Annotated in this window: 13 protein-coding genes and 1 tRNA gene; 10 read left to right on the top strand and 4 right to left on the bottom strand. The window is 47.9% G+C overall.

The window, feature by feature from the left end:
• The first annotated feature begins 178 nt into the window (after positions 1–178).
• The 4 genes from ACTHSX_RS07485 (at position 179) to pflA (ending at position 6,213) form a co-directional block, all read left to right on the top strand.
• A complete protein-coding gene (locus tag ACTHSX_RS07485) occupies positions 179–1,336 on the top strand; it encodes an ATP phosphoribosyltransferase regulatory subunit (RefSeq protein ID WP_440377269.1) in 1,158 nt (385 codons plus the stop codon).
• A 43-nt stretch (positions 1,337–1,379) separates the two neighbouring features.
• The gene (locus ACTHSX_RS07480; RefSeq protein WP_070585699.1) at positions 1,380–2,678 is read left to right on the top strand and encodes an adenylosuccinate synthase; all 1,299 of its coding nucleotides are present in this window, start codon (positions 1,380–1,382) and stop codon (positions 2,676–2,678) included.
• A gap of 303 nt (positions 2,679–2,981) precedes the next feature.
• Positions 2,982–5,267: a formate C-acetyltransferase gene (pflB, locus tag ACTHSX_RS07475; RefSeq protein WP_440377268.1), complete on the top strand. Its 2,286-nt coding sequence runs from the start codon at positions 2,982–2,984 to the stop codon at positions 5,265–5,267.
• Positions 5,268–5,406: 139 nt separating this feature from the next.
• Positions 5,407–6,213, top strand: coding sequence for a pyruvate formate lyase 1-activating protein (gene pflA / locus ACTHSX_RS07470; RefSeq protein WP_049328490.1), 807 nt, complete (start codon positions 5,407–5,409; stop codon positions 6,211–6,213).
• Between the two features lie 66 nt (positions 6,214–6,279).
• On the opposite strand, the gene ACTHSX_RS07465 is transcribed toward pflA, so the two are convergent.
• The gene (locus ACTHSX_RS07465) at positions 6,280–7,992 is read right to left on the bottom strand and encodes a proline--tRNA ligase (protein ID WP_440377267.1); all 1,713 of its coding nucleotides are present in this window, start codon (positions 7,990–7,992) and stop codon (positions 6,280–6,282) included.
• Between the two features lie 497 nt (positions 7,993–8,489).
• Between ACTHSX_RS07465 and fghA the strand changes: the two genes are divergently transcribed.
• A complete protein-coding gene (fghA, locus tag ACTHSX_RS07460; RefSeq protein WP_440377266.1) occupies positions 8,490–9,338 on the top strand; it encodes an S-formylglutathione hydrolase in 849 nt (282 codons plus the stop codon).
• Between the two features lie 96 nt (positions 9,339–9,434).
• On the opposite strand, the gene recA is transcribed toward fghA, so the two are convergent.
• On the bottom strand, positions 9,435–10,481 hold the full coding sequence (gene recA, locus ACTHSX_RS07455) for a recombinase RecA (protein ID WP_003680794.1): 1,047 nt from the start codon (positions 10,479–10,481) through the stop codon (positions 9,435–9,437).
• A gap of 147 nt (positions 10,482–10,628) precedes the next feature.
• Complete coding sequence (aroA, locus tag ACTHSX_RS07450) at positions 10,629–11,921, bottom strand: 3-phosphoshikimate 1-carboxyvinyltransferase (protein WP_440377265.1); 1,293 nt, start codon at positions 11,919–11,921, stop codon at positions 10,629–10,631.
• A 300-nt stretch (positions 11,922–12,221) separates the two neighbouring features.
• Here aroA and cysG point away from each other — a divergent pair, with 300 nt between their 5' ends.
• Entirely contained in the window at positions 12,222–13,619 is a 1,398-nt protein-coding gene (gene cysG, locus ACTHSX_RS07445) for a siroheme synthase CysG (RefSeq protein WP_440377264.1), read from the top strand.
• A gap of 53 nt (positions 13,620–13,672) precedes the next feature.
• Here cysG and ACTHSX_RS07440 read toward each other — a convergent pair whose 3' ends face one another.
• Positions 13,673–14,278: a CoA pyrophosphatase gene (locus ACTHSX_RS07440; protein ID WP_440377263.1), complete on the bottom strand. Its 606-nt coding sequence runs from the start codon at positions 14,276–14,278 to the stop codon at positions 13,673–13,675.
• A gap of 175 nt (positions 14,279–14,453) precedes the next feature.
• On the opposite strand from ACTHSX_RS07440, the gene ACTHSX_RS07435 reads away from it, so the two are divergent.
• From ACTHSX_RS07435 to ACTHSX_RS07420, 4 genes are all read left to right on the top strand, one after another.
• A complete protein-coding gene (locus tag ACTHSX_RS07435) occupies positions 14,454–16,316 on the top strand; it encodes a tetratricopeptide repeat protein (protein WP_440377262.1) in 1,863 nt (620 codons plus the stop codon).
• 56 nt (positions 16,317–16,372) lie between these two features.
• Positions 16,373–16,957 carry a lipoprotein insertase outer membrane protein LolB gene (gene lolB, locus ACTHSX_RS07430; protein ID WP_311477146.1) on the top strand — a complete coding sequence of 195 codons (585 nt, stop codon included), beginning with the start codon at positions 16,373–16,375 and terminating at the stop codon, positions 16,955–16,957.
• A gap of 8 nt (positions 16,958–16,965) precedes the next feature.
• Positions 16,966–17,814: a 4-(cytidine 5'-diphospho)-2-C-methyl-D-erythritol kinase gene (gene ispE / locus ACTHSX_RS07425; protein WP_440377293.1), complete on the top strand. Its 849-nt coding sequence runs from the start codon at positions 16,966–16,968 to the stop codon at positions 17,812–17,814.
• Positions 17,815–17,819: 5 nt separating this feature from the next.
• Positions 17,820–17,895, top strand: a tRNA-Gln gene (locus ACTHSX_RS07420).
• The last annotated feature ends 1 nt before the right edge of the window (position 17,896 follow it).

The raw sequence follows: 17,896 nt of genomic DNA, 5'->3' as shown, positions 1-17,896 counted from the left end.
TAATAACTCGACGGTTTGAAGCCGTTACTCAGGGGCTGTTTAAATTTAAAATCAGTTTTGTTGAAGCTGCATCGGATTTGCTATTGATGCATTCAGGAAAATTTCAGTCGTTAGGCTGATTTGGTTTTAAATTTAAGCAGCCCTTTATGTTTACAAAAAAAAACAGAGGTAGATTCTCATGAAGTCTTGGCAGCTTCCTGAACACGTTGCCGACGTGTTACCGACCAATGCCCGACAACTGGAAAGCGCCCGTGAGCGGCTATTGGCTTTGTTTTGCGTGCATGGTTATGAATTGGTGCAACCGCCGTTGATGGAATACAGCCATTCCTTATTGACGCATATCGATGCTGGTTTGTCTTTGAAAACCATTTTGGTCGTCGATCAGCTCAGCGGCCGTCAGCTCGGTATCCGCGCGGATATTACGCCGCAGGTGGCGCGTATTGATGCCCACTTGCTTTCTGCCAACCAAGGCATCAACCGTTTATGCTATGCCGGTTCGGTGCTTCATGCGCGGCCTGACGGATTGCTCAATATGCGCGAGCCTTTGCAGGCGGGTGCGGAAATGTATGGCTTGGAAGGCATTGAAGCGGATATTGAATTGATTGATTTGATGCTGAAAAGCATGAAGATTGCCGACATGGGCGAAGTTTTGCTTTCGTTGGGTCATATCGGCGTATTCCGTGCTTTGGCAAATGCCGCGCATTTGAATGAGCAGCAATCGGCAATCCTGCTTTCATCAATGCAGGACAAAGATGCCGAGGCTGTCAGCCAGTTGGTCAAAGAGTGGAAACTCGACGGTATGTGGGCAAAAGCTTTTTCACTGTTGCCCCGGCTGTACGGCGGTCGTGAAGTGCTGACTTTGGCTAGAGAGAAATTACCGGAATTGTCCGCAGTCAGTGCGGCCTTGGATGAATTGCAGGCAGTATGCGATGCGTTCCCAAATCAAAAAGTGCATATTGATTTGTCGGAATTGCGCGTTGACAATTACCATACCGGTTTGCTTTACGCGGCTTATGGTTCAAACCGTCATGATGCCGTGGCACGCGGCGGCCGTTATGATGGATTAGGCGGATACTTCGGACGCGCGCGTCCTGCGGCCGGATTCAGTTTTGATTTGCGCAGCTTTATCGGCCGCCTTCCTGCTATCGGACGGGAATCCGTGGTGGCTGTCGATGTAAAAGACGTGCCTGCGGCTCAAGAAGCGGTAGATGCTTTGCGCGAACAAGGACAATGTGTCGTTATCGATTACGGTATCGGCTATAACGGTTCGGAAGAGGTTACAGGCCGTCTGAAACAGGTAGACGGCATTTGGAAAGTAATCGCTTTGAACGATTGAGTTTTATTTTGAAATTTTGTATCTGAAATAAGGTTAGATGGCTATGGCTAAAAATGTTGTCGTAATCGGTGCCCAATGGGGTGATGAAGGCAAAGGTAAGATTGTTGACTGGCTGGCGGAAGAAACCAGCGGTGTTGTACGTTTCCAAGGCGGCCACAATGCCGGCCATACTTTGGTCGTCGGTGGCAAAAAAACCATTTTGCGCCTGATTCCAAGCGGCATTTTGCATGAGACTTTGGACTGTTTCATCGGCTCAGGCGTTGTCGTTTCTCCTGAAGCATTGTTGGGCGAAATCGACGAATTGAACGCTGCCGGTGTGAAAAACGTTGAAGGCCGTCTGAAAATTGCGCCGACCTGCCCATTGATTCTGCCTTACCACATTGCGCTCGACCAAGCACGCGAAGCTTCCCGCGGTAAAAGTAAAATTGGTACAACCGGTCGCGGCATCGGCCCAGCCTATGAAGATAAAGTTGCCCGTCGCGCGATTCGCGTGGTGGACTTGTTGCACCCTGAAAAACTGGTTGAAAAACTGGAAGCTGTTTTGGCTTATTACAATGTTCAGTTGCAACACCTGCACAATGCCGAGCCGGTAAAAGTTGAAGATGTAATGGCGGTCATTGAAAAAGTTGCGCCGCGCATTACGCCGATGATTACCGATGTTTCCCGTGTTTTGAACGAGAAAAACCGCAAAGGCGAAAGCCTGTTGTTTGAAGGTGCGCAAGGTACGTTGCTGGACATCGACTACGGCACTTATCCGTTTGTAACTTCCTCCAACTGCTTGGCAGGTGCTGCTTCTGCCGGTGCAGGCGTAGGTCCGCAAATGCTGGATTACGTTTTGGGTATCGTTAAAGCCTATACCACCCGCGTGGGTTCCGGTCCATTCCCGACTGAATTGTTTGACGAAGTGGGTGCAGGCTTGGCTGAGCGCGGCCATGAATTCGGTTCTGTAACCGGTCGTGCGCGTCGTTGTGGTTGGTTTGACGCGGCTGCTCTGAAACGCTCTATTCAAGTTAACGGCATTTCCGGTATGTGCATTACCAAGCTGGACGTGATGGACGGTATTGAGAACATCAATATCTGTGTAGGTTATGAATTGCCTGATGGCAGCAAAACCGATATTCTGCCTTGCGGCTCTGATGCGGTAGAAACCTGCAAACCGATTTACGAAACCATGCCGGGTTGGAGTGAGTCGACTTTCGGTGTGAAAGAATATGACAAGCTGCCTGAAAACGCTAAAGCTTATCTGAAACGTATTGAAGAAGTTTGTGGTGCGCCTGTGGCTATTGTTTCAACCGGTCCTGATCGTGAAGAAACCATCGTTTTGCATCATCCGTTTGCTTAATTGATTAAGTGAATAAAAGGCCGTCTGAATGTTTCAGACGGCCTTTTATATGAAATGCCATAAAAATTCAGCCCTGAAGGACATCTGTCTTCAGGGCTGAATTTTGTATTTTACGCCGTTTTTAAACGTGAGTGTTTGGAAACCGAGATGTAGTGTCAAGTAACAATTATTCTCATTGATGTAAGTCAAGAAAAGGCTAGTCTGTAATTTTATTTCAAGAAAACCCCTGTAAATGGAAGGGTATTAGTGCTATCCTTTCAGAAAATTTACGGTCTATATTTTCAATAAAATTAGGAGCTTGATATGTCAAATGATGTTCAGCAACGTCCTGCCGCTTGGGAAGGTTTTACCGGCGGTAACTGGGAAACCAACGTAGATGTTCGCGATTTTATTCAGAAAAACTACACGCCTTATGAAGGCGATGCTTCTTTCTTGGCACCTGCAACCGAAGCCACAACCAAACTGTGGGCAGACGTATTGGAAGGCATTAAAGTAGAAAACCGTACGCACGAGCCGTATAAAATCGACGCGCAAATCGTGTCCGGTATTACCAGCCACGCTCCAGGCTACATCAACAAAGATTTGGAAACCATCGTCGGCCTGCAAACAGACGAGCCTTTGAAACGTTCCATCATGCCGTTTGGCGGTTTGAAAATGGTGCAAGACGCGTGCAAAGTGTACAACGTTGAGTTGAACCCTGAAGTTAGCGAAATCTTCACCAAATACCGCAAAACCCATAACCAAGGCGTGTTTGACGTTTACACTCCCGACATCCGCCGTTGCCGTAAATCAGGTGTGATTACCGGTCTGCCGGATGCTTATGGCCGTGGCCGTATTATCGGTGACTACCGTCGTGTTGCATTGTACGGTATCGACTTCTTGATGAAAGACAAACTCAACCAGTTCAATTCACTGCAAGCCGATTTGGAAAACGGTGTGGACTTGGAAGAAGTGATCCGCCGCCGCGAAGAAATCAATGAGCAATACAAAGCATTGGGCCAAATGAAAGAAATGGCGGCTTCTTACGGTTACGATATTTCCGGCCCTGCAAAAAATGCACAAGAAGCCATCCAATGGACTTACTTTGCCTACCTCGCTGCCGTTAAATCCCAAAACGGTGCGGCGATGTCTTTCGGCCGTGTATCTTCATTCTTGGACATCTACATCGAACGCGACCTGAAAAATGGTGTGATTACCGAAACCCAAGCGCAAGAATTCATTGACCACTTGGTGATGAAACTGCGTATGGTTCGTTTCCTGCGTACTCCGGAGTACGATCAACTCTTCTCCGGCGACCCGATCTGGGCAACCGAATCTATCGGCGGTATGGGCTTGGACGGCCGTACCTTGGTAACACGCACCAACTTCCGCGTGTTGCACACCTTGTACAACATGGGTCCGTCTCCTGAGCCGAACATCACCGTATTGTGGTCTGAACAACTGCCACAAGGCTTTAAAGAGTACTGCGCCAAAGTATCCATCGACACTTCGTCTATCCAATACGAAAACGACGACTTGATGCGTCCTGATTTCAATAGCGATGATTATGCTATTGCCTGCTGCGTGAGCCCAATGATTGTCGGCAAACAAATGCAGTTCTTCGGCGCCCGTGCCAACTTGGCAAAAACCCTGCTGTACGCAATCAACGGCGGTGTGGATGAAAAATCTAAAGAACAAGTTGGTCCGAAAACCGAACCGATTATGGACGAAGTCTTGGACTACGACACTGTCTTTGCGCGCATGGACAAATTCATGGATTGGTTGGCAACCCAATACGTTACCGCGTTGAACATCATTCACTACATGCACGACAAATACAGCTACGAAGCTGCATTGATGGCATTGCATGACCGTGATGTGATCCGTACGATGGCTTGCGGTATTGCCGGTCTGTCTGTGGCTGCCGACTCTCTGTCTGCCATTAAATACGCCAAAGTGAAACCGATTCGCGACGAAAACGGCATTGCCGTTGACTTTGAAATCGAAGGCGAATACCCACAATTTGGTAACAACGACGACCGCGTTGACGAGATCGCCTGCGATTTGGTTGAACGCTTCATGAAAAAAGTGGCAACCCACAAAACTTACCGCAACGCCACTCCGACTCAGTCCGTACTGACCATTACTTCCAACGTTGTTTACGGTAAGAAAACCGGTAATACTCCAGACGGCCGCCGTGCAGGCGCTCCGTTTGGTCCGGGTGCAAACCCAATGCACGGCCGTGACGTCAACGGTGCAGTCGCTTCATTGACTTCCGTAGCCAAACTGCCATTTGAGTTTGCTAAAGACGGTATTTCTTATACCTTCTCCATTATTCCAGGCGCGTTGGGTAAAGATGAGCATTCTCGCGAACGCAACCTCGCCGGTCTGATGGACGGTTATTTCCACCATGAAGACGGTATTTTGGAAGGCGGTCAACACTTGAACGTCAACGTATTGAATCGCGAGACTTTGGAAGATGCGATGCACCATCCGGAGAAATATCCGCAGTTGACCATTCGTGTGTCCGGTTATGCGGTTCGCTTCAACTCGCTGACCCGCGAGCAACAGCTTGACGTGATTACCCGTACGTTCACAGAAACCATGTAATCCGGGTTGAGAAACAAACCAGAAGCTAAATTTGCATTTGGTTTGTTTTGAAACAAAGCTCCGAGGCCGTCTGAAATGTTCAGACGGCCTTCATTATCGTACAATCCATATAAGCAAAAACATTTTTGAGCCGAACACTATGTCCACGACTTTTGCCATTACCCCCGAGCCGGAACTGAAAGACCTTGGCCACCGTCACTATAACGGCAAAGGCATTATTCATTCGATTGAATCTTGCGGTGCTGTCGATGGTCCGGGCTTGCGCTACGTGCTCTTTTTGCAAGGTTGCCTGATGCGCTGCCTGTATTGCCATAATCGCGATACTTGGGATCTCCATACCGAGCAGGCGCAGGAATTGGATGTGGCAACTGTGATGAAGCAGGTCATGACCTATCGTCATTATCTGCGTGCGACAGGCGGAGGCGTAACAGCAACCGGCGGCGAGCCGTTATTGCAATATGAGTTTGTACGAGATTGGTTTACGGCCTGTCGGGAACACGATATCCATACTTGTCTCGACAGTAATGGCTATGCTTTGCACTATGATTCGATTTTGGATGATTTGCTCGATCATACCAATTTGGTCATGCTCGACTTAAAACAAATCGATCCTGAAATTCATAAAGTGCTTGTCGGTATTCCAAATACTAAAACGCTGAAATTCGCGCGCTATCTTGCCGAACGCAATCAGCCGACGCGGGTGCGTTATGTGGTTGTTCCCGGTTATACCGATGATGAGCGTTCAGCGCATTTATTGGGCGAGTTTATCGGTGATATGGAGAATGTCGAAATGGTTGAGCTTTTGCCGTATCACGAATTGGGCGCACACAAATGGGCTTTGTGCGGCGACGAATACAAATTAAAAGGCGTACATCCGCCACCTAAAGAAACCATTTTGAAAATCAAAGAAATATTAGAGAGCTACGGAAAAAACATTATTTATTAAAATAGAAAAAGGCCGTCTGAAACGAAATAATCAGTTTCAGACGGCCTTTTCATGATTGAAAAAGACTTAAGCGTTCAATGCGGCCAAAACCTTGGCGACAACTTCTGATACTGCAACGGCTTGAGCCTGATTGTCACGGCGCTCGGCATATTCGACATTGCCTTCTTTTAAGGCGCGATCGCCGATTACGATGCGGTGAGGAATACCCAACAGCTCGGAGTCATTCAGCAATACGCCCGCACGTTCGTCGCGGTCATCCAACAATACATCCGCACCGGCAGCCAAAAGCTCGGCATAGATTTTGTCAGCGGCTTCACGTACGGATTCAGATTTTTTGTAGTTCATCGGTACAATCACGACTTCAAACGGCGCCATTGCTTTGGTCCAAACAATGCCTTTTTCGTCGTTGTTTTGCTCGATGGCGGCGGCAACAACGCGGGTAATACCGATACCGTAGCAGCCCATTTCCATGATTTGGGATTTGCCGTTATTGTCCAAGAAGCTGACATTCATGGCTTGGGTATATTTGTCGCGCAATTGGAATACATGGCCGACTTCAATACCGTGCGCCAGTTTCAGACGGCCTTGTTCGTCGGGGCTGATGTCGCCTTCGATGACATTGCGCAGATCGACAAATTCAGGCTCGGCAGCATCGCGGCCGAAGTTGAAGCCGGTATAGTGGTAGTCGTCTTCGTTCGCGCCAATCACCCAGTCTGCGCCTTTTTCGGTGGCGAAATCGGCATAGACTTTACCTTTGAAGTTTACAGGGCCGAGAGAGCCGCCGTTTGCGCCGAACTGTTCAACAATTGCGGCAGGGCTTGCCATGGTCAGTGGCGATTTCACGCCGGCCAGTTTTTCTGCCTTGATGTCGTTAAATTCATGGTCGCCACGCAACAGCAGCAGGACGAGTTCGCCTTCGTTTTCGCCTTCAACCACGATGGATTTGAGGGTTTGTTCAACCGGAATATTGAGGAATTCAACCAAAGACTCAATGGTTTTGACGTTTGGCGTATGTACTTTGGTCAACTCGGCCTGAGCAGCGGCGCGTTCGCCTTTAAGCGGCAAAGTCGGTGCCAACTCAATATTGGCGGCGTAATCGGAAGTGTCACTATACGCAATAACGTCTTCGCCGCTTTCAGCCAATACTTGGAATTCGTGAGAGCCGGTACCGCCGATGCTGCCGGTATCCGCAGCAACAGGACGGAATTCCAAACCCAAACGGGTGAAGATACGGCAGTAAGCGTCGTACATGTCTTGATAGGTCATCTGAAGCGAGGCATAGTCGGCATGGAAGGAATAAGCGTCTTTCATGACAAACTCGCGCGCGCGCATCACGCCAAAGCGCGGACGTACTTCATCGCGGAATTTGGTTTGGATGTGGTAAAAGTTTTTTGGCAGTTGTTTGTAGCTGTTGACTTCTTTGCGCACGATGTCGGCAATCACTTCTTCACAAGTCGGACCCATACAGAAATCGCGGTCATGACGGTCTTTCAGGCGCAGCAGTTCTTTACCGTAAAACTCCCAGCGGCCGGATTCTTGCCACAGTTCGGCAGGTTGTACCACCGGCATCAGCAGCTCCACGCTACCCGCGCGGGCCATTTCTTCACGCACGATATTTTCAACTTTGCGCAATACGCGCAGACCCATCGGCATCCAAGTATAAAGACCGGATGCGTTGGCTTTGATCAAGCCGGCACGAATCATCAGCTTGTGGCTGGCAAGTGTGGCTTCGGCAGGGGCTTCTTTAAGGGTAGAAATGAAGAACTGGGAGGCTTTCATGGCGTATTTTTCTTTCTTAAAAATAAGTGCGTATTGTAACGCAAAATGTGTGGCCGCGCGTCTTTTGAATGGCATCTGATGAAATCGGCCGTTGTTTCACAGCGCTTTTGATTCGGGGCGATTTTTAGGGATGTCAACCCTAATTTATGCACAAAGCCGCATAACCTTGTTTTACCTATAAATTTTCACTGTATGATTATAGTAAAATCTTATAAATATAACTATTTGATTTTATTGTGTTTTATTTGATTAAATTTTAGTCAATTTAAGACTTGGTTTGTTCCTAAAGAAAATTTTACGATTACCCAAAGCTTATCAACAGATTTATCCACAGAGATTGTGTATAGATTTTAAATGCCGTCGGCGTAATGATTTCGCATGATTGGTAAGTCTTGTTTAAAGCAGATTTGGTTGCCCTAATAAAGATGGAGCAACAACACGATGGACAGGTTTTGCGCTAACATTCTGCTTATTGCTGTTTCCTTACAAGGAATAAAATGAAAAATTCAGAATTGCATTTGCTGGAACGCAGAAAGATGTTTAACGGGCATCAGGAACGCTACCACCACTTTTCTCAAACCTGCCAGACGGATATGGTATTTGATGTCTATCTGCCGCCACAAATCTTAAAAGGTTATCCCGCGCCTGTTTTATATTTTCTTTCCGGCTTAAATAGTGATGGTTCTGAATTGGTTCGGCAAAGCGGAATTCAACGTTTTGCGGCGCAATGGAATATTATCGTGGTTTTTCCGGATACCTCGCCACGCGGTCAGCATGTTGCCGACAGTGAGGAACATTATCTTGGACAGGGTGCCGGATTTTATGTTAACGCAACTGAAGCACCTTGGGCGCAGCATTATCAAATGGAAAGCTATATTAGCCAAGAATTGCCTGATTTGATTGAGCATAATTTCCCGGTAACGAAAGAGCGCAGCATTACAGGTTTCAGCATGGGTGGGCATGGCGCGCTGCAGTTGGCTTTGAAGCATCCCAGCCGATATGCTGCAGTTTCTGCCTTTGCGCCTTTATGTCATCCTATCGATACGGAAGGCGGCAGGCAGGCGTTTTCAGCTTATTTGGGTCAAAACGTAGAAACATGGAAATGCTATGACAGTACAGAGCTGCTTCAGGCGGCCTCGCATAAATTGCCTGTTTTGATTGATGTCGGCAGTGAAGATGCTTTGTATCCTGAAGTCCTGCAACCGGAAGCATTTGTCCGCTCAGCGCGTGAAAAAGGTTTCAATATCCAATATAAAGTACGTCCGGGCTATGGGCATGACTATTTCTTTATTGCCAGCTTTATCGATTCGCATATTGAGTTTCACGCTCAGGCATTAGGTCTTTAAGCAGCATTGAATAAAAGGCCGTCTGAAATCCGATTAATGGTCGGATTTCAGACGGCCTTTATTTGGTCTTTTTTTAACCTTTAATTTCAAACAGACTTATTCCTCAGGACGTTCTCCGTCGGTATCGTCCAATTTGCCTTCGGTAATATCGACATTGATACCGACTGCCGCACGGATTTTGGCATCGATTTCGTTGGCGATATCAGGATTTTCTTTCAGCCAAACGCGTACATTGTCTTTACCTTGGCCGATTTTTGCGCCGTTGTAGCTGTACCATGCACCGGATTTCTCAACGATGTCATGTTTGACGCCCAAGTCGATCAATTCGCCTTCCCAGCTGATGCCTTCGCCGTAAAGAATATCGAATTCGGCTTGACGGAACGGAGGCGCAACTTTGTTTTTGATGACTTTGACTTTGGTTTCGTTACCAATAACGTCATCGCCTTTTTTAATCTGACCGGTACGGCGGATGTCGAGGCGGACGGAGGCGTAGAATTTGAGCGCGTTACCGCCGGTTGTGGTTTCAGGGCTGCCGAACATCACGCCGATTTTCATACGGATTTGGTTGATGAAAACAACCAATGTATTGGTGCGTTTGATGTGGCCGGTCAGTTTGCGCAGGGCTTGGCTCATCAGGCGGGCTTGCAGGCCGACATGGCTGTCGCCCATTTCGCCTTCGATCTCGGCTTTAGGCACAAGTGCGGCTACGGAGTCGACAACGACCATATCGATACCGCCTGAGCGTACCAATGTATCGCAGATTTCCAATGCCTGCTCGCCGGTATCCGGTTGGGAGAGATAGAGTTCTTCGACTTTTACGCCGAGTTTGCGGGCGTAAATCGGGTCAAAAGCATGCTCGGCATCGATGAATGCGCAGATGCCGCCATTTTTTTGGCATTGGGCAATGGCTTCGAGACAGAGTGTGGTTTTACCGGAGGATTCCGGGCCGAAAATTTCAACCACGCGGCCGCGAGGCAGACCGCCAACGCCGAGTGCCAAGTCCACGCCGAGGGAGCCGGTGGAAATAACATCAAGGTTTTCTTCCTGTTGGCTGCCGTCCATTTTCATGATGGAGCCTTTGCCGAAGTTTTTTTCGATTTGGGCAAGGGCGGCGGCTAAGGCTTTGCTTTTTTCGTCTGACATGTTTTCTCTCCGAAAGGAAATATGAATAGCTAAGAATTTATTTAGCTATTATCGCATAAATTAAGAAAAAGTATAGTTTTATTTTTATTTTTCAGACGGTCTGTGTTTTTTGTATGCAACAGGCCATCTGAAATATTGAATAATCAATCAGTTGGTCAATGATGCAAAAACTTGGAAATAGTTGGGGAAAGTTTTATGCGTACATTTCGGGTCGTTGATGATGACGGGGATGCCCAAGAGCGAAGCCAGCGAGAAACACATGGCCATGCGGTGGTCGTCATAAGTATCGATGACGGCATCAGGGGTAAGTGTTTCGGGCGGCGTAATATGAATAGCTTCGGCTTCTTCAACGACTTCTGCACCCAGTTTGCGCAGTTCGGTTGTCATGGCGGCGATACGGTCGGTTTCTTTGACGCGCCATGAGCCGATATTACGCAGGGTGCAGGGCTGTTTGGTGGCCAGTGCGACGATGGCCAAGGTCATGGCCGCGTCTGGAATATGGTTGGCATCCAAATCAAAAGCCTGAATCTTGCGCTCGGCAGGGCGGGAAATTTCAACAAAATTTTCTCCCCAAATCACATCTGCACCGATTTTCTCCAATTCACGCGCAAAGGCAACGTCGCCTTGAATGCTGTGTGCGCTGATGCCAGTCACGCGGATGGGTGTACCTGCAATCAGGCCTGCACCCAAGAAATAAGACGCGCTGGAGGCATCGCCTTCTACATATAAATTTTCGGGCGCATGATATTTGGCACCGACCGGGATTTTAAATACACGGTAGTCTTCATTGATGATGTCCACACCAAACTGCGCCATCAGTTTGAGCGTGATATCGATATAAGGTTTGGAAATCAACTCGCCTACCATGTGAATTTCAAATGCTTGTCCGGTCAAGGGCAAAGCCATCAGCAGGGCCGTCAGGAATTGGCTGGACACATTGCCTTTAATCGGAATAACGCGCTCGCCGTTATCTTGGCGTTTGCCGATCTGAAGCGGAGGGTAGTTTTCATTGCCTAGATATTGTACGTCCGCGCCAGCAATGCGCAACGCGTCCACCAAATCGCCGATGGGGCGTTCGTGCATACGCGGTACGCCATGCAGATGATAGTCGCCACCCAAAACGGCAAGCGCGGCAGTCAAAGGGCGGAATGCCGTACCAGCGTTGCCTAAAAACAAATCGGCGGTTTGGTTGGGAAAGCGGCCGCCGGTGCCATGAACTTTCAGACGGCCTTCAGGTAAAGATTCAATTGGTACGCCGAGTTTGTCGAGTGCTTCAAGCATCCGATCGGTATCGTCGGATTTGAGCAAAGAATGGATTTCGCAAACGTTATCGGAGAGTGCGGCCAAGAGCAGCGTGCGGTTGCTGATGCTTTTGGAACCGGGTAGGGCTACGGTGGAAGGCTTGAGTGTAGAAGCGGGCAGGCGGATGAATTCGGTCATGGCTGGACTAAGCTCGTTTGAATTGTAAATTAGACCGATATTATACGCAGGCAAAGGCCGTCTGAAAAATGAAGAGGACGCAATTTATTTGTGAAAAAATGAATTTTTATATTGTTACACTATTTTCCAATCGCTTATTTTGAAATTTTCTGCTCCTGTTTTGTGTTTGCCGCTATAACTTATTTTGTTGTGGCAGGTATATAACCAAACACCATAAGAAAATCAGAAACCATTCTTTCCTATTTTTTCAGACGGCCTTTAATATCGGCGGACAATCATTGATAAAGCAAGAGCACGACCATGAGCCATTATCCTTTGTTTGCCGATTTGAGAAACCGTCCTGTTTTACTGGCAGGCGCTGGCAAGGTTGCCGAGCGCAAGGCGGAAAGTCTGTTGTCTGCCGGAGCGCGCGTGCGTGTTGTTGCGGAAACTTTGAATCTGCAGTTTCAGCAATGGGCGGCTGAAGGGAAAATAGTTTGGCTGGGCGGCTTGTTTGAAGAAGCCATGCTGGACGAGGTGTATTTCGTTATTGCGGCGACGGATGATGATGGGTTTAACCGCCGTGTTTTTGAAGCGGCGGAGCGACGGGCAAAATTATGCAATACGGTAGATACGGCGGATTTGTGTTCGTTTATCGTGCCTGCCGTAGTGGATAGAGGGCCGTTGAAGATAGCCATATCCAGTGGTGGTACTGCGCCTGTATTGGCGCGTAAATGGCGGCAGATTATTGAAACATTGATTCCGCTGCATACGGGCACGATGGCGCGTATTGCCGGAAAATGGCGAGAAAAGGTTAAACAGACTATTCATCATGTCGAACGCCGCCGTTATTTTTGGGAAAAGTTGTTCGACAGCCGTTTCAGTGTTTTCGCGGCTCAAAACAATATCGAAGCGGCAGAGCGTGAATTGATAACGCAGTTGAATCGGGAAACGCCGTTTGGCGGCGAAGTGGTTTTGGTGGGCGCAGGGCCGGGCGATCCGGGCTTGCTGACCATACATGCTTTGCAGGCGATACAGGCTGCGGATACGGTGTTTTACGATGCTTTGGTGTCGGATGAGATTTTGGCGATAGTGCGCAAAGATGCGGTGAAAATCAGCGTGGGCAAACGCGCCGGTGCGCACCATGTCCAGCAGGAAGAAACCAATCGTCTATTGGTTGAACACGCTCAAAAAGGCGAGCGCGTGGTGAGGTTGAAAGGTGGCGATCCTTTTGTGTTCGGGCGTGGCGGTGAGGAAGTGCAAACCCTGCATCAGGCCGGAATCGCTTACCGCATTGTGCCGGGCATTACTGCTGCACTTGGAGCTATTGCTTATGCCGGTATTCCGTTAACCCATCGCGATTGCGCCCAAAGTGCTTTATTTGTAACCGGCCACAGCAAACACGAGGGCAATCAGCCTGATTGGCAGACTTTGGCTTTAAGCCGTCAAACGCTGGTAATCTATATGGGTACGCTTAAAGCGGCTGAGATTGCGGAAAAGCTGATGGCTTATGGCAGGCAGCCTTCTACACCTGTTGCCGTGATTTCCAATGGAACTTTACCGCATCAAACCGTGCGGACAGGCCGTCTGAAAGATTTGGGCTTGTTGGCTGCCGAGGCAGAACGTCCGGCTTTAATGGTAATTGGCGAAGTGGTTGCCCTGCGCGATGAGATGAAATGGTTTGGAGAATTTGTCGAATGCTATGAAGAAGCTGCATAAAGAGGATTGATCAAACAAGGCCGTCTGAATATTGGTTTTCAGACGGCCTTGCCTTATTTAAAAGCTTGGCAATATTGCTGATAACGATCTGCCAGTCCATATAGGATGATTGCTGTCAGCCCCCAGATGTCGTAGTGCCGAAAAGGTAGGGCGGGGAGGGCGAGGGTTTGATTGTTGTGATGAAGATGACGGTATGAGTAGTTTTGCGGGTTTAAGGCGAAATCCAAAGGCAGATAAAAAATTTCAGCTACTTCATCGGGATTTGCTTTTGGGTTGATGGGCTGGGTGCAAATTGCCGGAACAGGCGTAACACAGTAGCCAGAAGGCGTGTCATAAAAGGGTAGTGGCGCAAAAGTCTGCCATGCGGCAATCGGAATGGCGGTTTCTTCATAAGTTTCTCTTAACGCTGTTGCCGTTAGACTGTCGTCCTGAACATCTTTGCGTCCGCCGGCAAAGGCGATTTGTCCGGTGTGCTGCCTTAAGGTTTCGGCCCTTTTGGTCAGTAAAATCTGCCACGCTCCTTCATGCAAGACAATGCCGACCAAAACGGCTGCTTCTTTGACCGTTTGGGCGCTAACTAATTGATTGCGCTCTGCTTGCATACGGCTGCTGAAGTGTGAAGCTTGAGTTAGGAAGTGGATAAGGTGGTCAGTATTCATTTTTGGCGCTGATCGTTTTATGCAGATGAGGATTACACAAGGTTTACGGTTACCGTGTCAACAAAATAGGGTGCGTGTGTTACAGTTATGCCTGAATGATAAATAAAGCTTTGCGTCTGTTCTGCAAGTGCTTAGGCCGTCTGAAAATGCCGGCAGATTCTCAAAAAGGATAGTTATGTTGTTTTCCCCATCCCGTATTCGAGTAGCAGCTGCGGCTGTCATGATGTTGTTTGCTACACAAACTTTTGCCGCGCCCGGCGATTCAAATACAGTTTTTGAATCGGCTAAGATTATTAAAAAGAAAAGCCGTGCCGACCGTTTTTCTCCTGAAGAGCGCGAGCAGGAGCGGATACGTCTGTTGGGTATACAAAACCGCACCTCGCAGGTTTTTACTTTGTTAAATTCAGAACTAGCCCTGCAAAAGGGCGATGCGGCTTCTGCTTTGTTTACTTATATTTTGACTTTGCATCGCACCAAATCTCCCGAAGTGGCCGAACGGGCTTTGGAGATGGCGGTTTCTTTAAACGCCTTTGAACAGGCTGAAGCCATTTACCAAAAATGGCACGAAATCGAGCCGGAGCCTGGTGAAGCACAAAAGCGTATGACTTGGTTGCGCAATTTGCTGCTGGGCAAAGCCGATAAGAATTTGAGCGGATTGGATAAGGTGATTGCCGGCGGTAGTGAAGGCGAGCAAAAGCGCGTGTTCCTGCTTTTGGCACAAACCGCAGCACAACAGCCGAATCTGACCAGCGATGCAGTCAAACAGGTGCATAAAACAGCACTGAATTATAAAGACTTTCCAGAAGCAGCGATTGCAGATGCAATTTTTAGTGCAAAAGACGGTCAAAAGAAACACGCCATTGCGGCATTGCAGCGCTTGGCCAAGTTGGACAACGAAATTTTGCCGCCGACTTTTGTTACATTGAGACTGATGGCGCAACGGCATCCTGATATTTTGGACGGCTTCTTCAAAGAGACAGACACCAAAACCTTATCTCCGATTTGGCAGGAATTGGATATCGCCAATTTGATCGCCCATGGCCAAAATGATAAGGCATTCAAGCGCTTGCAGACTTTATTGGAAGAAAATCCCAACCCTGATTTGTATATTCAGGCTGCCTTATTGTCAGCCAGCAAGACGGAAAATATTTCTGCAGTAAACAGCTATCTGGAAAAGGCTTATAAAGCCGGTACGGAGGAGCAGCGCAGCCGTGCGGCGTTGATTGGTGCGGTGTCTTATAATGATGCCGAGGATTTTGCCAAAGCCAAACAATGGCTGGACAAGGTAACGGCTACGGCTTATACATTTGATAAAACCATTTTGGCCGCTTCTATCGAAACCAAACAGGGCAACCATAAAGAGGCTTGGGCTTTGGTGCAACGCGCACAAAAAATGCCCGAGCAAAGAGGACGTTATTTTGAAGCCAGTGATTTGCTGAATACGGCTTTGTTTGTATTGTCTAAAAATACCAATCTTCAAGAATCGTTGAACGCTTTGAATAGCTTGGTAAATTCCACCGAAAAATCCTTGAAAACCCAAGCCTCTCCCGAGCTGCTTGCCAATGTGTTGTATCAGCGTTCGATGGTGTACGAGAAGCTGAATCAGCCAGGCAAGGCGATTGCCGATTTGCGCCGTGTGGTAGAGCTGTATCCGGATAATCCGCACGGTTGGAATGCTTTGGGCTATACCCTACTGACAAGTGGCAAGGATTTGGACGAGGCTTTCAAAATGGTTCAGACGGCCTATCAGATGGAGCCGGAAAGCGCAGCAATTAATGATAGTGTAGGCTGGGCGTATTATCTTAAAGGCGATGCCCAAATGGCTTTGCCGTATATCCAATATGCCTATGAAAAAGAACCTGAAGCCGAAGTCGCCGCGCATTTGGGCGAAGTCCTATGGACGCTTGGCGACCAAGATAAGGCCAAAGAAATCTGGAATGACGGCTTGAAACGTGGAAGCAATCTCCGAGTATTAAAAGAGACAATGTCCAAATTCGGTATAACGCCCAGCAAACCGCATACTCAAAAACACAAATAAAACCAAAAGGCCGTCTGAAAAGTGTTTGATTTCAGACGGCCTATGAAGGAATATCCATGAATTTAAAACAATTATCATCGGTTGCAGCCTTATTGCTTTTGGCTGCCTGTGCGCAGCCAAACTTACCTCAGCAAAACAGTTGGCAAGCAGCAGAACAGGTGCAGGATTTTAGCGCAGATGGTCGATTGGCTGTCAAAGTAGAAGGTAAAGGCTCTTATGCCAATTTCGACTGGACTTATCAGAACACGGTTCAAACCATTGATGTGAATACACCATTGGGCAATACCGTAGGCCAGCTGTGTCAAGACAGTGAGGGTGTATTGGCAGTAGACAGTAAGGGTAAAGTTTATCAGGCGGAAACGGCTGAGGAATTGAGCAGACAGCTTTTGGGCTTTGCTTTGCCGGTTCAATATCTACATATTTGGGCGGATGGTAAACGCGTTGCCAATGCGCCATACAAAATCCTGCCTGATGGCCGTCTGGAGCAGTTTGACTGGACAATATCGCGCACTTTAAATAGTTCAGGACAGCCCAAAACGCTTCAACTTGAGAATGCCAAGTTTAATATCCGCTTGGTGTTTGACACGGTAAACCACTCTTTAGATAAGAATGGACAAACCCGATGCGCAGCACGCAAATAGAGGATGCCATGTCTGTTTCAGAGGAAATCCAAGCCTTTCCTGCGCCGGCCAAATTAAATTTGGATTTGAGGATTACCGGCCGCAGGAGCGATGGTTATCATAATTTGGAAAGTATTTTCTGTTTGATCGGCTTATACGATACCGTTCATCTGAAAATGCGTACTGATGGGCAGATTATTCTGCATACGCCGGTCGAAGGGCTTGAGCCCGAACAGGACTTGGCTTATCGGGCGGCTAAATTATTACTGCCATATGCAAGCGTACCGCACGGCGTCGAAATCTGGTTGAATAAAGTGATTCCGACCGGAGGCGGATTGGGCGGCGGCAGCTCTGATGCGGCCACAGTTTTAATGGTTTTAAACCAATGGTGGCAATGCGGTTTGAGCAGGCAGCAACTGATTGATTTAGGTGTAAGTCTTGGTGCGGATGTTCCTTTTTTTATTTTTGGAAGAAGTGCTTTTGCCAAAGGCGTAGGCGAGAAGCTGGCTGAAATAGATGTCCCTGAACAATGGTATGTTATCGTTAAGCCCCCCGTCCATGTGGCAACAGCTAAAATTTTTGCACATGAAGGCTTGACACGGGATTCCAAACCCAGCATAATGCCGACTTTCCAATCGTTACAGCCGTTTCAAAATGATATGCAGGCTGTTGTGTTTCAGGAATATCCTGAAGTTTGGAAGGCTTATGTTGAGTTATCCCAATATGGTTATGCATTAATGACCGGTTCCGGAGCTTGTTTGTTTATAGCAAGTGCATCTCATCAAGAAGCAAATACAATTTACCAACAGGTTTCTCAATCATATGAAGCTTATTGTGTGGAAGGATTAGATATTCATCCGCTGTTTCATATGATTTAGTAAGTTGGGGAGTCGTCAAGCGGTTAAGACACTGGATTTTGATTCCAGCATGCGAAGGTTCGAATCCTTCCTCCCCAGCCAA

Source organism: Neisseria sp. P0014.S002, assembly GCF_051958295.1.
GTDB classification, from domain to species: Bacteria; Pseudomonadota; Gammaproteobacteria; order Burkholderiales; family Neisseriaceae; genus Neisseria; species Neisseria flavescens_B.
This window is presented reverse-complemented; position numbering and strand designations above follow the sequence as displayed.